We start from the raw sequence: 15,163 nt of genomic DNA on the forward strand, positions 1-15,163 counted from the left end.
GTTTTTAAAGGGAGGTAAAAATGGGAGAACTAGACATTGTATTAATAACCAAAATGATAATAATTGGCTTAGTTCAAGGCTTTACAGAACCAATACCAGTGTCCTCTAGCGGCCACGTGATGATTGTCAGTGAGATTTTGGGGTTAGGTGAGCAAGGATTTACTTTTGCTATATTAACAAATACGGCGTCACTTTTTTCAATACTTTATATTTATAGACAAGATATCGTCAGGCTTGCAATCAATTCAATTCGTTATTTAATAACGAAAAATCGTAGCTATAAGAGTGACTTTCGGTTTGTTTGCTTTATTGTCATTGGTACTATACCAGCGGGTGTTCTTGGGATTTTTTTAAATGACTATATTGCAGAAAATGTAAGTATGACAACAATCGCGGTGATGCTCTTTATTACAGGGTTTGCCTTGTGGTTAATTCGCAATATAAAAGGTGTAAAAGACGAGCGGGATATTACGATGAAGGATGCGTTCATTGTTGGATTAGGTCAGGCTATCGCATTGACTCCAGGAATTAGCCGTTCGGGTGCTACGGTAATTTCAGCAATTGCTATTGGAATGAAACAAGATACAGCACTTCGATTTTCATTTATGTTGTATATTCCTGTAAGCATCGGAGGAGTTATTCTAGGTTTTTCTGATTTTTTGAATGAGCCGAATAAAATAGACTTAGCAATCCCTTATTTAGCTGCATTTATTGCAACTCTATTAATGACCTATTTTGCGATGAAGTGGTTTATGGGAATAATGAAAAATGGTAAGTTGGTTTATTTCACCTATTATTGTTTTATCGTTGGAACATTACTTTTAGTTTTCTTTTAAAGGGCTTTGATACATGTTATAGAGCTAACCAATTCGTTTCTGCATGCCTTTTAGGACATAAGAAATCACTCGGTAAAATGAGAATCGAGCAACATAATACTCAATAAAAATAGTAAGAAAGCGAAAGGCTAACTCAAAAAGGTAGTCATTCCATTTACCTTTGAGTTAGCCTCCTTCATGGTGAACCATTTAGTTTTGATTAACGACTAGTGTAACCAGCATCCGCATGTATAGTTGTTCCAGTCACATAAGATGACTGATCTGATGCTAACCAAAGACTAGCTTGAGCAATTTCTTCTGCTTGTCCAAATCGGTTTAAAAGACTAAGTTGAGGTGCGTATTGTTCTTCAGTATAGCCAAACTGTTCTAAAGCACCACGTAGCATTGGTGTATCGATCGCACCAGGAGCTACAGAATTAACTCGAATATTTTTGTCGCCATTTTCTAATGCGGCAACCTTTGTCATTCCTACTACACCATGTTTAGCGGCAACATAAGCAATATTGTTTGGCTGAGGTCGGAATCCACTAACAGATGAGATGTTAACAATAGATCCACCCTGACCTTGTTTAATCATTTGTTGAAGTTCATATTTCAAACATAGTGCTGTTCCTTTAAGATCAACAGAGATTAACTTGTCCCAATATTCTTCATCAAACTCTGCAACTGGTTTATCATCTGGTGTTAAAGCTGCATTATTAACAGCTACATCAAGACGACCATATTTTTCTACGGTAGCATCAATCATACTTTTAACTTGATCTGCTTTAGATATATCAACTTTTACAAAATATGCAGTTCCTCCATTAGCTTCAATTTCAGAAACTGCTGCTTGTCCTTTTTCTTCGTTAAAGTCGGCAACTACTACTTTAGCTTTTGCTTCTGCAAAAAGTTTTGCTGTAGCAAGTCCCATACCCATTGCTGCACCTGTTACAATTGCTACTTTACCCTCTAGTACTGGAAACGTCATTTCAATCACTCATCCTCTCAGATTGTAGTTTTTCATCTATTCTTAGATTGCGTGTTTTTGAAAATACTTTGTATATTTTCCTTCTATAATAAACGTATTTACCTTTTGGCAATTGAAATTCTTAGCGCGCTGTCCAAGCGCCATCAACTGTAACGACTTCACCATTGATGAATTTAGATTCATCTGAACCTAGGAATAATGCGGTTGCTGCGATATCTTCAGCTTCCCCTCCATTAAATGGTCCAAGATCTGCAAATGTTTCTGCACCAAGTGGATCTAATTTTGTTATGTTAGCTGTCATTCCAGTTGCAATTGAACCTGGTGCAATTACATTTGCACGAATCTTACCGTTTTCTCGACCATAAAATGCTGCTATATTTTTTGTAAGACCGATTACAGCGTGTTTAGACATTGTGTAAACTGCACCACCACGAGCACCTAAGTAACCAGCAATTGATGCAACATTTACGATTGTTCCGCCAGATTCTTGTTCTTTAAATACTTTGATTGCAGAACGGCATGCATAAAATTGACCGTTTAAGTTAACACCCATTACACGTTCAAATAATTCGTTTGAAGTGTTTTCAACTGATGCCATGTTATCAAAAATTCCAGCAATATTTGCTAAAATATCTAATTTACCGTACTCATCTAATGCTTTTTGAATCATTGCATTTACTTCTTCTTCTTTCGATACATCTGTTTTAATTACAACAGCTATACCCCCAGCTGCTTTAATTTCTTGTAGCGTCTCATTCATTGAATCTTCGTTAAACTCAGCTAAAACAACTTTAGCGCCTTCTTTTGCGTATAATTTTGCAGTCGCACGTCCCATACCAGAACCTGCACCTGGTTACGATTGCTACTTTTCCTGCTAATCTTGTCATATTGATCTTCTCCTCCTAAAAATGATTCATAATATAAGGAAATATATCTTGATATTGAGATATTTTGAAACATCTCAAGCATAAAGCATTCATGAAAGGGCTTCAATATGCAATAATGAGAGAAGTGTACGTTAATGAACAAATGAATGGATTTTGTAAGTTAAAAGTATAAGAAGGAGCATTTCTATGCCAATTAATTATCCTGATAAACGTGTAAAAAGAACAAAAGAGAATTTTAAAGCAGTCTTATTATCATTGATGGAAGAAAAATGCTTTCATAACATTACGATTACAGAAATCGTAAAAGCTGCGGATTACAATCGAGGAACTTTTTATGCCCACTATGAAAAAAAAGAAGATTTATTGGATGAGATAATTGAAGAGATGTTTGAAAAAATGACCGAAGCTTATAGGAAACCATATCTCAATTTATCAGTTGTAGATTTCAATGAAATCCCTTCTAATTCATTTGTCTTATTTGATCATTTCTTAGAAAATAAAAAATTTTATAAGCTGATGTTTAGTCCAACTATAAATTATAATTTTCATGAAAAAATGAGAAAAAGATTAGATCAGTTATTCAGAGAAGAGTTTGAATTTTCGTTTACAGAGATAGATCCTAATATTGACATAAACCTTTTTAGCACGTATCGGATACATGGCATTATTGGATTAATATTAGAATGGATTGACAATGATTTTATCCAATCATCTTCGTATATGGGAGATCAACTCATACATATATTGAGATTTTATACACCGAAAATCTATATAAAAGATAAAAAATAAATGGAATATCATCGGGCTACATTCAATTTATGAATTAAGAAAGACTTAAACTAACGCAGCAGGGTAGTCCAAAATGAAAATGATAAAATGACAGCGAATCATTCTAATAAAGGTGTTGTTATAATTGCTATATGACCCTATCTAAACAAAAGAGGTGGTTTTTTGTTATTAGTTCCTATTATAATCACAATATTTTTCATAATAGTTCAAGCGGATATAAGTAAAAGGGGATTTATTAAGAGTAGTTTTATAATAGCCCTTCTTTATTCGTTTATAATAATAGCTTTTTTTCAAACATCCAACATATTAGTAATGATGTTATTAGTCTGTATAAGTTTATGGTTAATGTTTTTTGGTGCACTTGCAATGGGTTAATAAACATCACCTGAGAGTATATCGGGTTGTGGAAATTTTCATCTCCATTACCGAACATACATAAGAAGAGGTTTAGTTGAGACTGTGAATTTTTTCGTGTACAACTTTGGGGCAGATTAGTTGAAAAAGGAATATCGTTAATGTAATCATTCTTCCTTTTCAACATAGAGAAGGTAAGCTTCTGATAAGAAAATAATGTCACTAATTATTTGTTCTTTTATTTGGAAATTATCACATTTGTAATAATCATCTACCAACCGATAAATTTCATGAACTATCAATTCCATGGGTACCGAACTCCTTCATATAGATAAGATCTTTAATGACACTGTAAAATAATAAAGGCATATAATACTTGAATAAAGATATAGAGATTTGCAGTAACAATTATTCAATTAAGATAAAAAATAGATTTAAAGTAACAGGGGGGGGAACTGGGAGTAGAGGTTAAATTCTTCTCAGTTTCCCCTTCTATAGTTTATTCAAAATATTAATAGTGTAATAAGCACCTAAAAAAATAAAAAACCAAGATCAGACTTTCCCAACTGATCTTGGTACTGGTTTTACCAGTATAGACAAACTACAAGAAATGATACTATTAAGGGGTTATTCAACCAAAGATTGTCAATGGGAAAGTAACCTAGGGTTGTCTTATATAATATTCAACAATTAGATATGTTGTTAATGTTAACACCCCATATAAGTCTACATTTCGAACATTATTTACATTAAAAAAGAAGGTGCTTGCTCAACTAATGGGCAGTTTAGTGAGTTTTTATGTCCCATTTGACAAAAAATTATAAAAGAACAAGTAATGGAAAAAAATGAAGGTCATGATGGAATTTCTGCTAGAGACAAGCGAGTTATTAAAGATGGATGACGTCAAGTTATTGAAATTGCTTCCAATTTAAAATTAAGAGTTAAAAATTAAATGTATAAACCACTAACCCCTTGTGTTCTTTCATACATGCTGTACATACCGGCTTTGCTGTAAAGGTTTGTTATAGGATAATTGTGATGGAATTGATGGGTAAAATATTTAGGCAGAAAAAACTACAATAAAAAAGGAAGGTTAAACGATGAATTTACAAATGGTTATGCAGGAACTTGAGGCCCTCGGCAAAGAGCGGACCAAAAAAATCTACAAATCCAATGGTGCAATCGAGCCTCTTTTTGGTGTTGCTACAGGTGCTATGAAGCCAATCGCTAAGAAAATAAAAGTAAATCAACCTTTAGCTGAACAGCTATACTCTACAGGGAACTACGACGCAATGTACTTTGCAGGTATAATCGCAGACCCAAAGGCAATGACTGAGGCGGATTTTGAGCGTTGGATCGATGGAGCGTATTTTTATATGCTATCCGATTATGTAGTTGCAGTAACATTAGCAGAAGCAGATATTGCACAAGACGTTGCTGATAAATGGATTAAAAGTGGGGAAGAATTGAAAATGTCTGCGGGATGGAGTTGCTACTGTTGGCTTTTGGGTAATCGAATGGACGTTGAATTTTCGGAAAGCAAGATTGCCAATATGCTTGAAATTGTGGAAAAAACGATTCATGATTCTCCAGAACGAACTAAATCCGCTATGAATAATTTCATATTCACAGTGGGGATTTCATATTTGCCGCTCCATGAAAAGGCGGTCGAGACTGCAAAAGCAGTAGGTCCAGTAGAAGTAAAGCGGGACAAGAAAAAAAGCAGTTTCCTACTAGCTTCCGAAAATATTCAAAAGGAAGTTGATAAAGGTAGGATTGGTTTCAAACGAAAATATGTAAGATGTTAAACAATAGCCTTATTTCGAGAACAATCTTTTAACATCCGAGGGTTGATTGTTAAAGGTATAAGAAGAATGCAATAGTTTTCATCCAACTTAAAAACTGCAAGCATTAAAAACTAAGCATTATATTTTATTAAGAATGACATCAATAAAGGTATATTTTCATACTATATATTTGAGGTGAAAAAATGCCAAGAGTAAATTACAAAAGTTCAGATGTTGACTTAATGGCAAGGATGATGAGAGCAGAAGCCGAAGGTGAAGGCAAACAAGGGATGTTATATGTTGGAAATGTAATCGTTAATCGTGTTAAGGCTGATTGTATAGACTTTAAAGATGTAAGAACAGTCGAAGATGTCATTTTTCAAATTCAAGGAGGAAATTATTCTTTCGAAGCTGTTCAAAAAGGTAATTTATTTTATCAAAGAGCGAGATCTGCTGAAAAAAGACTAGCAAAACAGACTTTGGATTATTGGAGAGATCACCCAGGGAAATATGCACTTTGGTATTTTAATCCATATGCTCCATGTCCTCCAACATGGTACGATCAACCCCTTTCAGGTCAATATAAAAATCATTGTTATTATGAACCAGCACCTGGAACATGTGAAAGTGTTTATATGGGTTAGGTTGTCTAGGAGCTATTATTAATTCTGGAGTGTAATTGCGATTTTTCCTATTTAGTTGTTCTTTAGTTCGATGTAGATCCAGTAGGTAATGTAATAGTTGTCGGTTTAAAAAATTTCAAAGTGTTATTTTGAAGTATCTCACGAAATAAAAAGGGAACGCCTGATGTTAGCAGGTGTTCCCTTTTTTATATATCGAACATATAGATCATATAGTAGATAAATCTATAAAAATACAGGACTTCAAGGTGTGAAGTATACCAATGTAATGCTAATAATAGTATGCAAAAGCAAATGCCATACATAATTTTCCCCATAAATTTGCCTAAATCCCCTTCATTTGTATTGAGCCTTTTCACTGTCAGCCATTGTATTTTAACGAGCGAGTAGTGATACTCCTTTTCCTCTTGACCCGATTCTCCGTGTAGATCTAGCTAACGGTGCAGGTAGTTAAAAATTTAGAGGGTCATAAATCATGTTTTTCGCAAACTGGATAGGAATATACACATGGCATAAGATGGTCTTTTTAACTGTATACAATTTATTCAGAAATTTGTAAAGGAAATACCCCTCTCCTTATCGAATTAGTTATTATTAATCTGGATGTAGAAGGGGGTATTCGTTTTCTAGCATTTTTAAAGAGTTAAAAGGTTTATCGAGAAAGCCTACTGATCTTAGAAAAATTTTGAAGGGGAGATATAAAAAATGACAAATTATACGCCCAAGAAAAAATATTATATTCCAACCAATATCGAGGACAAACTTTCAAAGGATTTCCTGCAGGGGATAACACGTAATTTTGAAATGTTAGATGAAATAGAAGGTGGAACGGCTAAGACTATAAAGGCGGACACAACTGGACAGACTAGAATACAGGATTTTATACAGGCAGCTTTTAATCATGCAAATGATGGTGATACATTAATTTTGCCACCAGGACGTTACTGGCTAGAGAAGAATACAAAGCTAGATGATTTTCCAAACAATGACCAACCTTGTTTGCTCCTGAGAGGGAAGAAGCGAGTTCATTTGATAGGTTATGGAGCTGTTTTGTTCACTCGAACTCATGCTCAGGGAATCTTAGAGCTTCAGCTTTGTGAGGATTGTATTATTGAAGGTATCAAATTTGAGGGGTATGGTGATTTCCCAGAAATAGATCCCGTAACTGGTTATGGGGAAAAAGGTACCACTGCAGGGGGCTATCCAACATCTGGATTTTGGAATTACCGAAAAAACAATAGCTTCGATACGAGTGCGCGTGCTAGAAATGATGGTAAGCCATTTGGGTTATTTGGCGGAGGATTTATAGGAAATGTAGGAAGCGGAGTTTTAGTGCATCGCGCCTGTAAAAATATTATCTTCAGAGCCTGTGAGAGCAGCGGATTTAATTACTCAGGATTTGCAGTAGGGCATTTAGGGGACTATTTACCAACCGATTTACAATACGAAGATAATGCGGACATTACTTTTATAGAATGTAATGCTCATGATAATTACTCTAGCAATTATGTATTTTCGGCAGTAGAAAGACCACGGGTAGTTAATAGCATAAGCGATCGAGCTGGGCATCCACAGGCCTCCAAATATCATACTTATGTAGACCCTGGCTACGGGATCAATTCACTGGGTACGTTATTTCCAAAAGCCAATGACCTTTTAATTACCGGGTGCACGCTTAGAGGTAACAAACGTAAAGCTATAGATGGCCACGCAGGGGGTGGTTTAATAGCAACAGATAATTTTATATCTGACTCCATGGTTGGAGGGGTCTTTTATAAATGGACCAATGTAGAGCAATATACAAAAGATTGTATTGTAGCTAACAATAAAATCCTTAATTGTGGATATGCTAAAAATCCGTTGGGAGCAATATACATTGGAGGAGTTCAAAGGCAAACCAAGGTCAATCAAGAGACGAATGCAATAGTGACTAATAATCATGTTAAAAATTGCTTTGGTACAGACGGTGTTATTTTTATCGGTTCATTTGATCGATTGATTGTCGACGGAAATATTATTCACGGCGTTCCAGATGAGCTGGACATTGCTAACACGATTTTTGTGCCATATGTGATCTATGCTGGATATTCCATTCCTACTCAACCGAACTTTAGTGGAAATGTGTCCAATAATGTAATAGAAGTAGACCATCCAAGAATAGCAGGAGGAATATTAGTCCGTAATTTACAGGATGGATCGGTTCAAGGCAATACGATTAAAACCCCTAACCCTTTAACTCTATACGGTTTGAGATTATGGAATTGTATGGATGTTGGAGCTGTTGGAAATACGATTAAAATGGGGAGCGAAGGAGTACCACTCCATGCAGAAACAACTGGGGCAGTAGCACATAACACATTAGTAGGTGGTAATGCAGTATTCCAACCTCTTCAGGGTCAACCCATTGTATTCAGCCTAGTAGCAAATAACGGAAATGGAAGCATTCAATTTAAGAGTGGGCAATCCTATGTTTCTTTAGTTGAAAGTAATCCAAAAGGGTTAGAGGTCAAGCTTCAAAATGTCTCTCCTGGTATTCATCCAATGGTAAAAATCACTCAAACAGGAGAAAATGGACTTATAGCAGATGGTCATACAATAGATTATTTATACAGTCATCAAGTAGCGCATGCAAGTGTCATTATAGGTATAAAGCCAACAAAGGAATCGGATCATGTTCCCTTTGCGAATATGACTCACGGTGGTTTGGAAATAGAAATTATTATTTAAACACTTGGCAGCTTTAGCTTGTTTAAAAACCTTTGAAACAATTGGTCTTTAACAAGCGAAAAGCTGCCTATTCTTTTTTTAAGTTGAAATTATCACGAAGTTCATTAGTAATGAAATATTTAATTCTAAGAGAATGTGGAGTTGTTATTTGGAACTTAGAAAATTAAGCGAGTTTTATCTTGTTGATGAAACTTTTTCAGGAGACTTCAAGAGGGAGTTCTTATTCAACTAACGAGGCAGGTTATAGAATAAGACTTGTAACACCCATAAGAGAAAAAACGTCTAATTACAAAAGGGGTGAAGTACAGCGATGAAAAAGATAAATATTATATTTGCTTCATTCTTAATTGCTGGTTGTCAAAACACAGAAAATTCAACAATTAAAAATCTGGAACAAAATAATATTCCAGATTACACACCTGCATCTGAAGATGTTATAGATATGCATGGCGAAATTGAAAATAAAGAGAGATTTCAGGAGTTCCTGAATAATGTTGGAAAAGCGAAAAAGGATAGTATACGAGTTGTTAAATATACAGAAGAAGGTGACCCAATGCTTCATGATCTTGAATATGATGGTGAAGTTATAAAATCAACAACAGACACACGAAGAGATAAATTTGGTCAAGGAAGTATTATTAGTACTACTTGTACCACAATTGAGGTGGTCGAAACTACTGAAAGAACTGATTACATTCTTGAAGGTTGCGAAGATACTATAGATAATACCGTTTTGGTCACTTGGAAATAGTAGGGAAATATTTTTTCATTAATAGATATTTTAATGTAAATGTGAATAAATTCACTTAAACTAACGCAGCAGTTTAGTTGAACAAGGATGTAGAAATATAATGGTATAGAAATTACTAAGAGGTGGATTATGAAATAAGTAGAGATTATGGGAAATTGTATTGTTCCTTCAATTCTTTATGGGGTATCAGCATAGGAAGTTGTAGTTAATTTTAGAAAAACAAAAAACCTATATTAGGTAACTCTTTTTTCTTATTAACTACCGAAACAGCTTAGCGGAATGAATTGATAGGATAGGGCAGGGAAAATTATTGAGAAAGGCGCTCTCCTTACTTGAGAAAAGCGCCGTTAACGGAATAAGAATTAAATATTTCTTTGTCTGTATATTTTCATAATCAGATACTATTAGAACACTAAATTATTTTGTTTCTATACATTACCTTATTTACAGTATGCCTTACGGTATTATGACCTACTTTAGTACCTTTACCAATAGCTATAAGCATAACATCTAAATGCCTTTCAGAAATATTTAAGATTGCTTTTAATTTCTTAGAATCATAGCCTGACATAGTAATTGTTTCAAAACCAGCTTCATTTGCTAATAAAATTAATGACATTGATGCAAGACTTACATCTCTAGTTAATTCTAGCTTTAGGTCTTCATTTGATTTATTTTCATAATATTGTATTGCAGCATTCGCTAGGTAATCTCTTAGCGATTCATCATAAAAACCTGCTTGAAAGCCTTCTTCATGTATCTTAATAATATTATCTTTATTAAAGGCTTCATAATCACCTAACATAACAATTAAAGTTGAAGCTTCTACCACTTGTTGTTGATTAAAAGCTATAGGTAGTAATAAATTTCTTAAGTCTGGATCATCAATAATTAAGTATCGAGTTGCTTGAATATTATTTCCGTTAGGTGACTTACTTGCACTTTCAATTAACGAGGTTAGAATTTCTGAACTTATTTTAAAACTGGAATCATAATGTCTAACTGAACGTCTTTTTTCCAAAATATTTCTTACACTCATATCATCAACTCCGTATTTTTTATTAATTGCACCTTTAATTATAGTAAGCAATAATAAATAGGGAAATAACGCACAAAAAAGTGGGATAGCCACTTTTAAGTACCTATTCAGGAGGGACAGCACATGGTTAACTATAATACTGGAATCAACATTTTTATGGACATTGCAGGTGGGAAATGGAAATGTTTAATACTCTTTTTCTTGATTCAAAAATCCGTAAGAACTAAAGAGTTTTATGAATTAATACCTGGAATTACACAGAAAGTCTTAACAGATCAATTGAAACAGTTAGAAAGAGATGGACTTGTACGAAGAGAAATATTTAAAGAAGTGCCCCCAAAAGTAGAATACAGCTTAACTGATCTAGGAAGATCATTTGTACCAGTATTAAACACAATGTGTGAATGGGGTAATGAGTATGCAATGATAAAAGGCATAGAAAAAGAACAACAAATTGATTGTGAACATAATTAAACCTAAATTTCACAAAAGTGGCTGATTGAAAATAAATAGTTTTTGTTAAACATGAATTACACTTATTCAACTAACGGATGCTTTAGTTAAAGATCAATGAGTTGCTTAGGCAGCTCTCTTTTCTTATATAACTAACGCAGCAGGTTAGTGTAATAAAAAATTACAGTATAAACATATAATGGTATAATTTGGTTAGTTGATTAGTGAAAGGCGGTTTCAAGTATGAACCAACTGGGGTCTATGGGGATTTGGATAGGGATATTTTCTGCTTTTACGTTTGCTATTTGTCTATATTTCTCTCTTACATATTTTGAACATTTAAAAAATAATGATGACCGTCTAATAAGACAATCAAAACTTTTTGCAGTATTGAGTCTACTTCTAGCTTTAATAATACCTGCGTTATATCAATTGTATCTATTGAACCAAATGATGAATTTTAATGGCTTTTAACTGCGTAATGCTCTAAATAGTTTATAAAGATAGGATTACCTTTATTTTAAGAATCAATGGGTTATTCCATGTTTTTTTGAACTAACTGGTGATTTATTTTAAGATCATGGGGCTGCCACATTTTTTTCAACTCTTAGAAGGAGATTAAATATGCAGATTATAATTAAAAAAAACGAGAGGATAGACGAAGAACAGTTTGAAATGTCGGGAGATTATTGAGCGAAATGCTTTATTTATACGAGAGTAATCATTAAAAAATGTACATTTGGTTACTGTTCTTATTGAACTAACAGTTGCTTTTGCAGAACAAGACCATCATTCGATGGTCTATTTTTATGTACAGAACAATCAAGTAGATTTAGGCAATCCAGTGTGAAATGTTAAAACGACAAAAAACTTGGAAGTAAACAAATTATCAATTGGTATTCTACAGATTTCTTTTGGAGTGGTTTCAGCTGAAGTTACAAAATAAAAAATGGAAAAGTTCGCAAAACTATATAATAATCCAATTATTATGGAAATATTAATAGTGTGAAGCTTATAATTGAACTAGGTGATTAAAAGTGACTATACAAAATAAAAAGATAATTGATATCTGTGATAACCGCAGACTATTCAATAAAAATTCACGTAACAGTATTCCAAGCGTAATCTTCATAGCAGGGTTAGGCGATAGCTATGAGACATGGAAAAAAGTCCAAGACCGAATATCACAAAAAACATCAACCTTGTCCTATAACAGGTCGGGTATTGGCAGAAGTCAAGTCGCATTCGTCCCGACGACTTGCTATGATCTAGTCGAGGAGCTCAACGAATTGTTGCTAGCACTTGAAGTGGAGAAACCCTATATATTGGTGGGACATTCTTTTGGTGGTTTGGTCGCCAGATTATATGCCAGCCTGTATCCACTGAATATCTGTGGTATGGTTTTGGTTGACGCTGCACCGGAATATAAAGAACTTGCCTATGAAAAGGTTCTACCCGAAAATCTGATTGCAGGAAATAGGGAATATTACGAGAATCCTATGTTGAATAGTGAGAAGATTGATAAAATACAAAGCTATAAGCAAATCGTTGATCATTCAAAGCAAAGCAACCTCCCTCTCTCAATTATTACAAGAGGTTTGCCTGACAATGATGAAGAGGGATGGCCATCTCAAGAAATATTGGAAATTGAGCAAAGACTCCAAGCAGAATTCCAATGGCTGTCAACGTCAAGCAAGTACAGGATTGCTAGTCGAAGTGGACATTATATTCATCATGATGAGCCAGAAATTGTTATAGAGGAGATTATGTTAATGTTGATGGAGATGGGAAAATGAGCGACATTGCTTATAAAAATTTTTTTTGGTAGCAAGTCTAAGATTGAATGAATATATTTCATATGTGAAGTATTTCACTTAAACTAACGGGATGCTTTAGTAAAACAAGACAATCATTTTGATGGTCTATTTTTTAATCCAAAACATCAAGGAAATCTAAGAAATCCTTTGTGAAATGTTACACTTAAACTAACGAAGCAGGTTAGTTCAATAAGAGAAGGAGAAGTTTTATGTCGTATTTGACACACTATGTGCAACAAAAAAGCTGGTAATTACCAGCCTAAATGATGAGTTATTCAATTGTATCCCATTGTGGATTCCAAACTACTTCCCATAAGTGCCCGTCAGGGTCTTGGAAGTGACCAGAGTATCCACCCCAAAATGTGTCGTGAGCAGGATCAGTTATAGTCGCACCTGCCCGTTTCGCTTGTTCCATTACATTATCGACTTCGGCTTTACTATTAACATTGTGACCTAATGTAAACTCGGTAGGGCTTGATTTGGCTAATGGAACTTTTGCTTCGTGCGCGATGTCTTTGCGATTCCAAATAGCAAGTTTTAAGCCTGATTGTAAATCAAAGAAAGCAACTGCACCATGGTCAAATTCTTCTCCAACTATTCCTTCCGTTGGTAGGCCAAGGCCATCACGGTAAAAACGCAACGATTTTTCTAAATTATCGACACCTAAAGTGATTACAGTAATTCCTAGTTTCATAAACATGGAGCCTCCTGATTTTTAAGTAAACTATACCATTTGTTTTAGGAGAAAACATAAAATTTGATGTACATTCCGAACATAATGTGTAATAAAAGAGAAGGTGCTTCTTCAACTAACGGGTGCTTTAGTTAAACAAAACCATCATTTCGATGGTCTTGTTTTTTTATCCGAAATATCAAGTAGACCTCAGAAATCCATTGTGAAATGTTACACTTAAACTAACGAAGCAGTTTAGTTGAAGAAGAAATGATTGGGGTGTTCAAATGATTAAAAGAAAGCTTGTTTCTGCGGTAGTGACTTATGCGTTGTTTATGATAATTTATTTTTTATTTTACCAATCATGGTTTATCATCATTTTAGGTGTTTACTTATTCCCTATTATTTTGTTTTATGGAGTACCAGTATCTGTCTTCTCTGATTTTCTAACTAAAAATATAAAAGGGAAGTATAGAGGGATCTTGGCATTATTCATTCATTTATTCCTTGCCACTTTAGTAGTTTTGATTCCAGCTTTGTTTTCAGAATTGGGAAGAGATATTATACTTCCTGACTTACAGTTATTTTTAATTATTCCTATATTGTCTTCCAGTTTCTTTTGGTGTATAGATGAGTTTCTTAGGATTAAAGAGGCAAGAGGTAGATTCGATTTGAAATTTACAAAAACTAGAGTGATTATTGTTCTTTGCATACTATTTATTGCTATATTATTGAATCCATTTAAAAAAGATTTGTGGGATGTAAATGAAGAGTTATTAAAAAAAGAAGTGTTATCAATTGAAGAATCCGTTGATACAATAAATTTATTAGATGTTACCCCCTTTGAATGGGATGTTATATATTCTTTTGATCCATATACATCTAAAGATACGGTATATGAAGAAGTTGGATATAAATGGGATAGTATAGCGGATACAGTAAGTGATTCAATGAATCAAATTGTTTTTTTAAATGATGGAAAAGTTGTCTGTTATATTTATGGGTATCCCGATAATAATGGATATGGTATATCCTTTATAAAAAGAAAAAATTTAGAGATTACTGGTTCTGTGCTTAATGTTAGAGACGAATTAAACTTTCAAGTAACGAGAAGAAATGGAGAAATATATTTGAGCAACTATGAACTATTCAAATAGGGAATATAATTGAAGTTCATTGAGCTGTTTAAAAGTTCTACTTTATATGTTCAACTGAAAAAGCGTTTACAAATGAATTTCAATGTAATGAATTTGGGAATTTTTATTAAAAGTCATTTTATTGAACTAACGCGGCAGGTTAGTTAGAGGAAATAGCCCTTAGTATTAGAGATTTGGCGGAATGTAAATGCTGTTTGTAAATCTACTAAAGCAGTTTGTAAAAATACACTTTCACATACATTAAAGAAGAGAAGAAACTTAATATTAAGCTCCTTCTCTTCC

At 33.9% G+C, this 15,163-nt stretch carries 15 protein-coding genes; 10 read left to right on the forward strand and 5 right to left on the reverse strand.

The features are described from left to right. The first annotated feature begins 20 nt into the window (after window positions 1–20). Window positions 21–836, forward strand: coding sequence for an undecaprenyl-diphosphate phosphatase (locus AM499_RS19770; RefSeq protein ID WP_053591804.1), 816 nt, complete (start codon window positions 21–23; stop codon window positions 834–836). A gap of 199 nt (window positions 837–1,035) precedes the next feature. On the opposite strand, the gene AM499_RS19775 is transcribed toward AM499_RS19770, so the two are convergent. Next, the gene (locus tag AM499_RS19775; protein ID WP_053591805.1) at window positions 1,036–1,806 is read right to left on the reverse strand and encodes an SDR family NAD(P)-dependent oxidoreductase; all 771 of its coding nucleotides are present in this window, start codon (window positions 1,804–1,806) and stop codon (window positions 1,036–1,038) included. A 121-nt stretch (window positions 1,807–1,927) separates the two neighbouring features. Next, window positions 1,928–2,641 carry an SDR family oxidoreductase gene (locus tag AM499_RS19780; RefSeq protein ID WP_231687498.1) on the reverse strand — a complete coding sequence of 238 codons (714 nt, stop codon included), beginning with the start codon at window positions 2,639–2,641 and terminating at the stop codon, window positions 1,928–1,930. A gap of 238 nt (window positions 2,642–2,879) precedes the next feature. On the opposite strand from AM499_RS19780, the gene AM499_RS19785 reads away from it, so the two are divergent. Then, the gene (locus tag AM499_RS19785; protein ID WP_053591806.1) at window positions 2,880–3,482 is read left to right on the forward strand and encodes a TetR/AcrR family transcriptional regulator; all 603 of its coding nucleotides are present in this window, start codon (window positions 2,880–2,882) and stop codon (window positions 3,480–3,482) included. 521 nt (window positions 3,483–4,003) lie between these two features. On the opposite strand, the gene AM499_RS21905 is transcribed toward AM499_RS19785, so the two are convergent. After that, window positions 4,004–4,144, reverse strand: coding sequence for a hypothetical protein (locus AM499_RS21905; RefSeq protein WP_172794352.1), 141 nt, complete (start codon window positions 4,142–4,144; stop codon window positions 4,004–4,006). Between the two features lie 792 nt (window positions 4,145–4,936). Between AM499_RS21905 and AM499_RS19795 the strand changes: the two genes are divergently transcribed. The 4 genes from AM499_RS19795 to AM499_RS19810 all read left to right on the forward strand — a co-directional run bounded on the left by AM499_RS19795 (window position 4,937) and on the right by AM499_RS19810 (window position 9,742). Next, on the forward strand, window positions 4,937–5,644 hold the full coding sequence (locus AM499_RS19795; protein WP_053591808.1) for a DNA alkylation repair protein: 708 nt from the start codon (window positions 4,937–4,939) through the stop codon (window positions 5,642–5,644). A gap of 182 nt (window positions 5,645–5,826) precedes the next feature. After that, complete coding sequence (locus AM499_RS19800; RefSeq protein ID WP_053591809.1) at window positions 5,827–6,267, forward strand: cell wall hydrolase; 441 nt, start codon at window positions 5,827–5,829, stop codon at window positions 6,265–6,267. Window positions 6,268–6,969: 702 nt separating this feature from the next. Further along, window positions 6,970–8,991 carry a right-handed parallel beta-helix repeat-containing protein gene (locus tag AM499_RS19805; protein WP_053591810.1) on the forward strand — a complete coding sequence of 674 codons (2,022 nt, stop codon included), beginning with the start codon at window positions 6,970–6,972 and terminating at the stop codon, window positions 8,989–8,991. Window positions 8,992–9,301: 310 nt separating this feature from the next. Beyond that, a complete protein-coding gene (locus AM499_RS19810; RefSeq protein ID WP_053591811.1) occupies window positions 9,302–9,742 on the forward strand; it encodes a DUF4362 domain-containing protein in 441 nt (146 codons plus the stop codon). 412 nt (window positions 9,743–10,154) lie between these two features. On the opposite strand, the gene AM499_RS19815 is transcribed toward AM499_RS19810, so the two are convergent. Further along, window positions 10,155–10,874: a nitroreductase family protein gene (locus AM499_RS19815; RefSeq protein ID WP_231687499.1), complete on the reverse strand. Its 720-nt coding sequence runs from the start codon at window positions 10,872–10,874 to the stop codon at window positions 10,155–10,157. Between the two features lie 30 nt (window positions 10,875–10,904). On the opposite strand from AM499_RS19815, the gene AM499_RS19820 reads away from it, so the two are divergent. From AM499_RS19820 to AM499_RS19830, 3 genes are all read left to right on the forward strand, one after another. Then, on the forward strand, window positions 10,905–11,255 hold the full coding sequence (locus AM499_RS19820; RefSeq protein ID WP_053591812.1) for a winged helix-turn-helix transcriptional regulator: 351 nt from the start codon (window positions 10,905–10,907) through the stop codon (window positions 11,253–11,255). A gap of 222 nt (window positions 11,256–11,477) precedes the next feature. After that, a complete protein-coding gene (locus AM499_RS19825) occupies window positions 11,478–11,708 on the forward strand; it encodes a hypothetical protein (RefSeq protein WP_231687500.1) in 231 nt (76 codons plus the stop codon). 563 nt (window positions 11,709–12,271) lie between these two features. Next, the gene (locus tag AM499_RS19830; RefSeq protein WP_053591813.1) at window positions 12,272–13,030 is read left to right on the forward strand and encodes an alpha/beta fold hydrolase; all 759 of its coding nucleotides are present in this window, start codon (window positions 12,272–12,274) and stop codon (window positions 13,028–13,030) included. A 292-nt stretch (window positions 13,031–13,322) separates the two neighbouring features. On the opposite strand, the gene AM499_RS19835 is transcribed toward AM499_RS19830, so the two are convergent. After that, a complete protein-coding gene (locus AM499_RS19835; RefSeq protein WP_053591814.1) occupies window positions 13,323–13,745 on the reverse strand; it encodes a VOC family protein in 423 nt (140 codons plus the stop codon). Between the two features lie 266 nt (window positions 13,746–14,011). On the opposite strand from AM499_RS19835, the gene AM499_RS22130 reads away from it, so the two are divergent. Beyond that, window positions 14,012–14,881 (forward strand): hypothetical protein, encoded by an 870-nt coding sequence (locus AM499_RS22130; protein ID WP_231687501.1) that lies wholly within the window; start codon window positions 14,012–14,014, stop codon window positions 14,879–14,881. Window positions 14,882–15,163: the final 282 nt, after the last annotated feature.

This window comes from Bacillus sp. FJAT-22090, assembly GCF_001278755.1.
Taxonomy (GTDB): domain Bacteria; phylum Bacillota; class Bacilli; order Bacillales_A; family Planococcaceae; genus Psychrobacillus.

What these genes read in the sequence shown, in the direction of transcription:
- AM499_RS19770 (WP_053591804.1), top strand. Translation starts at nt 21, where the DNA reads ATGGGAGAACTAGACATTGTATTAATAACCAAAATGATAATAATTGGC.
- AM499_RS19775 (WP_053591805.1), bottom strand. Translation starts at nt 1,806, where the DNA reads ATGACGTTTCCAGTACTAGAGGGTAAAGTAGCAATTGTAACAGGTGCA.
- AM499_RS19780 (WP_231687498.1), bottom strand. Translation starts at nt 2,641, where the DNA reads ATGGGACGTGCGACTGCAAAATTATACGCAAAAGAAGGCGCTAAAGTT.
- AM499_RS19785 (WP_053591806.1), top strand. Translation starts at nt 2,880, where the DNA reads ATGCCAATTAATTATCCTGATAAACGTGTAAAAAGAACAAAAGAGAAT.
- AM499_RS21905 (WP_172794352.1), bottom strand. Translation starts at nt 4,144, where the DNA reads ATGGAATTGATAGTTCATGAAATTTATCGGTTGGTAGATGATTATTAC.
- AM499_RS19795 (WP_053591808.1), top strand. Translation starts at nt 4,937, where the DNA reads ATGAATTTACAAATGGTTATGCAGGAACTTGAGGCCCTCGGCAAAGAG.
- AM499_RS19800 (WP_053591809.1), top strand. Translation starts at nt 5,827, where the DNA reads ATGCCAAGAGTAAATTACAAAAGTTCAGATGTTGACTTAATGGCAAGG.
- AM499_RS19805 (WP_053591810.1), top strand. Translation starts at nt 6,970, where the DNA reads ATGACAAATTATACGCCCAAGAAAAAATATTATATTCCAACCAATATC.
- AM499_RS19810 (WP_053591811.1), top strand. Translation starts at nt 9,302, where the DNA reads ATGAAAAAGATAAATATTATATTTGCTTCATTCTTAATTGCTGGTTGT.
- AM499_RS19820 (WP_053591812.1), top strand. Translation starts at nt 10,905, where the DNA reads ATGGTTAACTATAATACTGGAATCAACATTTTTATGGACATTGCAGGT.
- AM499_RS19825 (WP_231687500.1), top strand. Translation starts at nt 11,478, where the DNA reads ATGAACCAACTGGGGTCTATGGGGATTTGGATAGGGATATTTTCTGCT.
- AM499_RS19835 (WP_053591814.1), bottom strand. Translation starts at nt 13,745, where the DNA reads ATGAAACTAGGAATTACTGTAATCACTTTAGGTGTCGATAATTTAGAA.
- AM499_RS22130 (WP_231687501.1), top strand. Translation starts at nt 14,012, where the DNA reads ATGATTAAAAGAAAGCTTGTTTCTGCGGTAGTGACTTATGCGTTGTTT.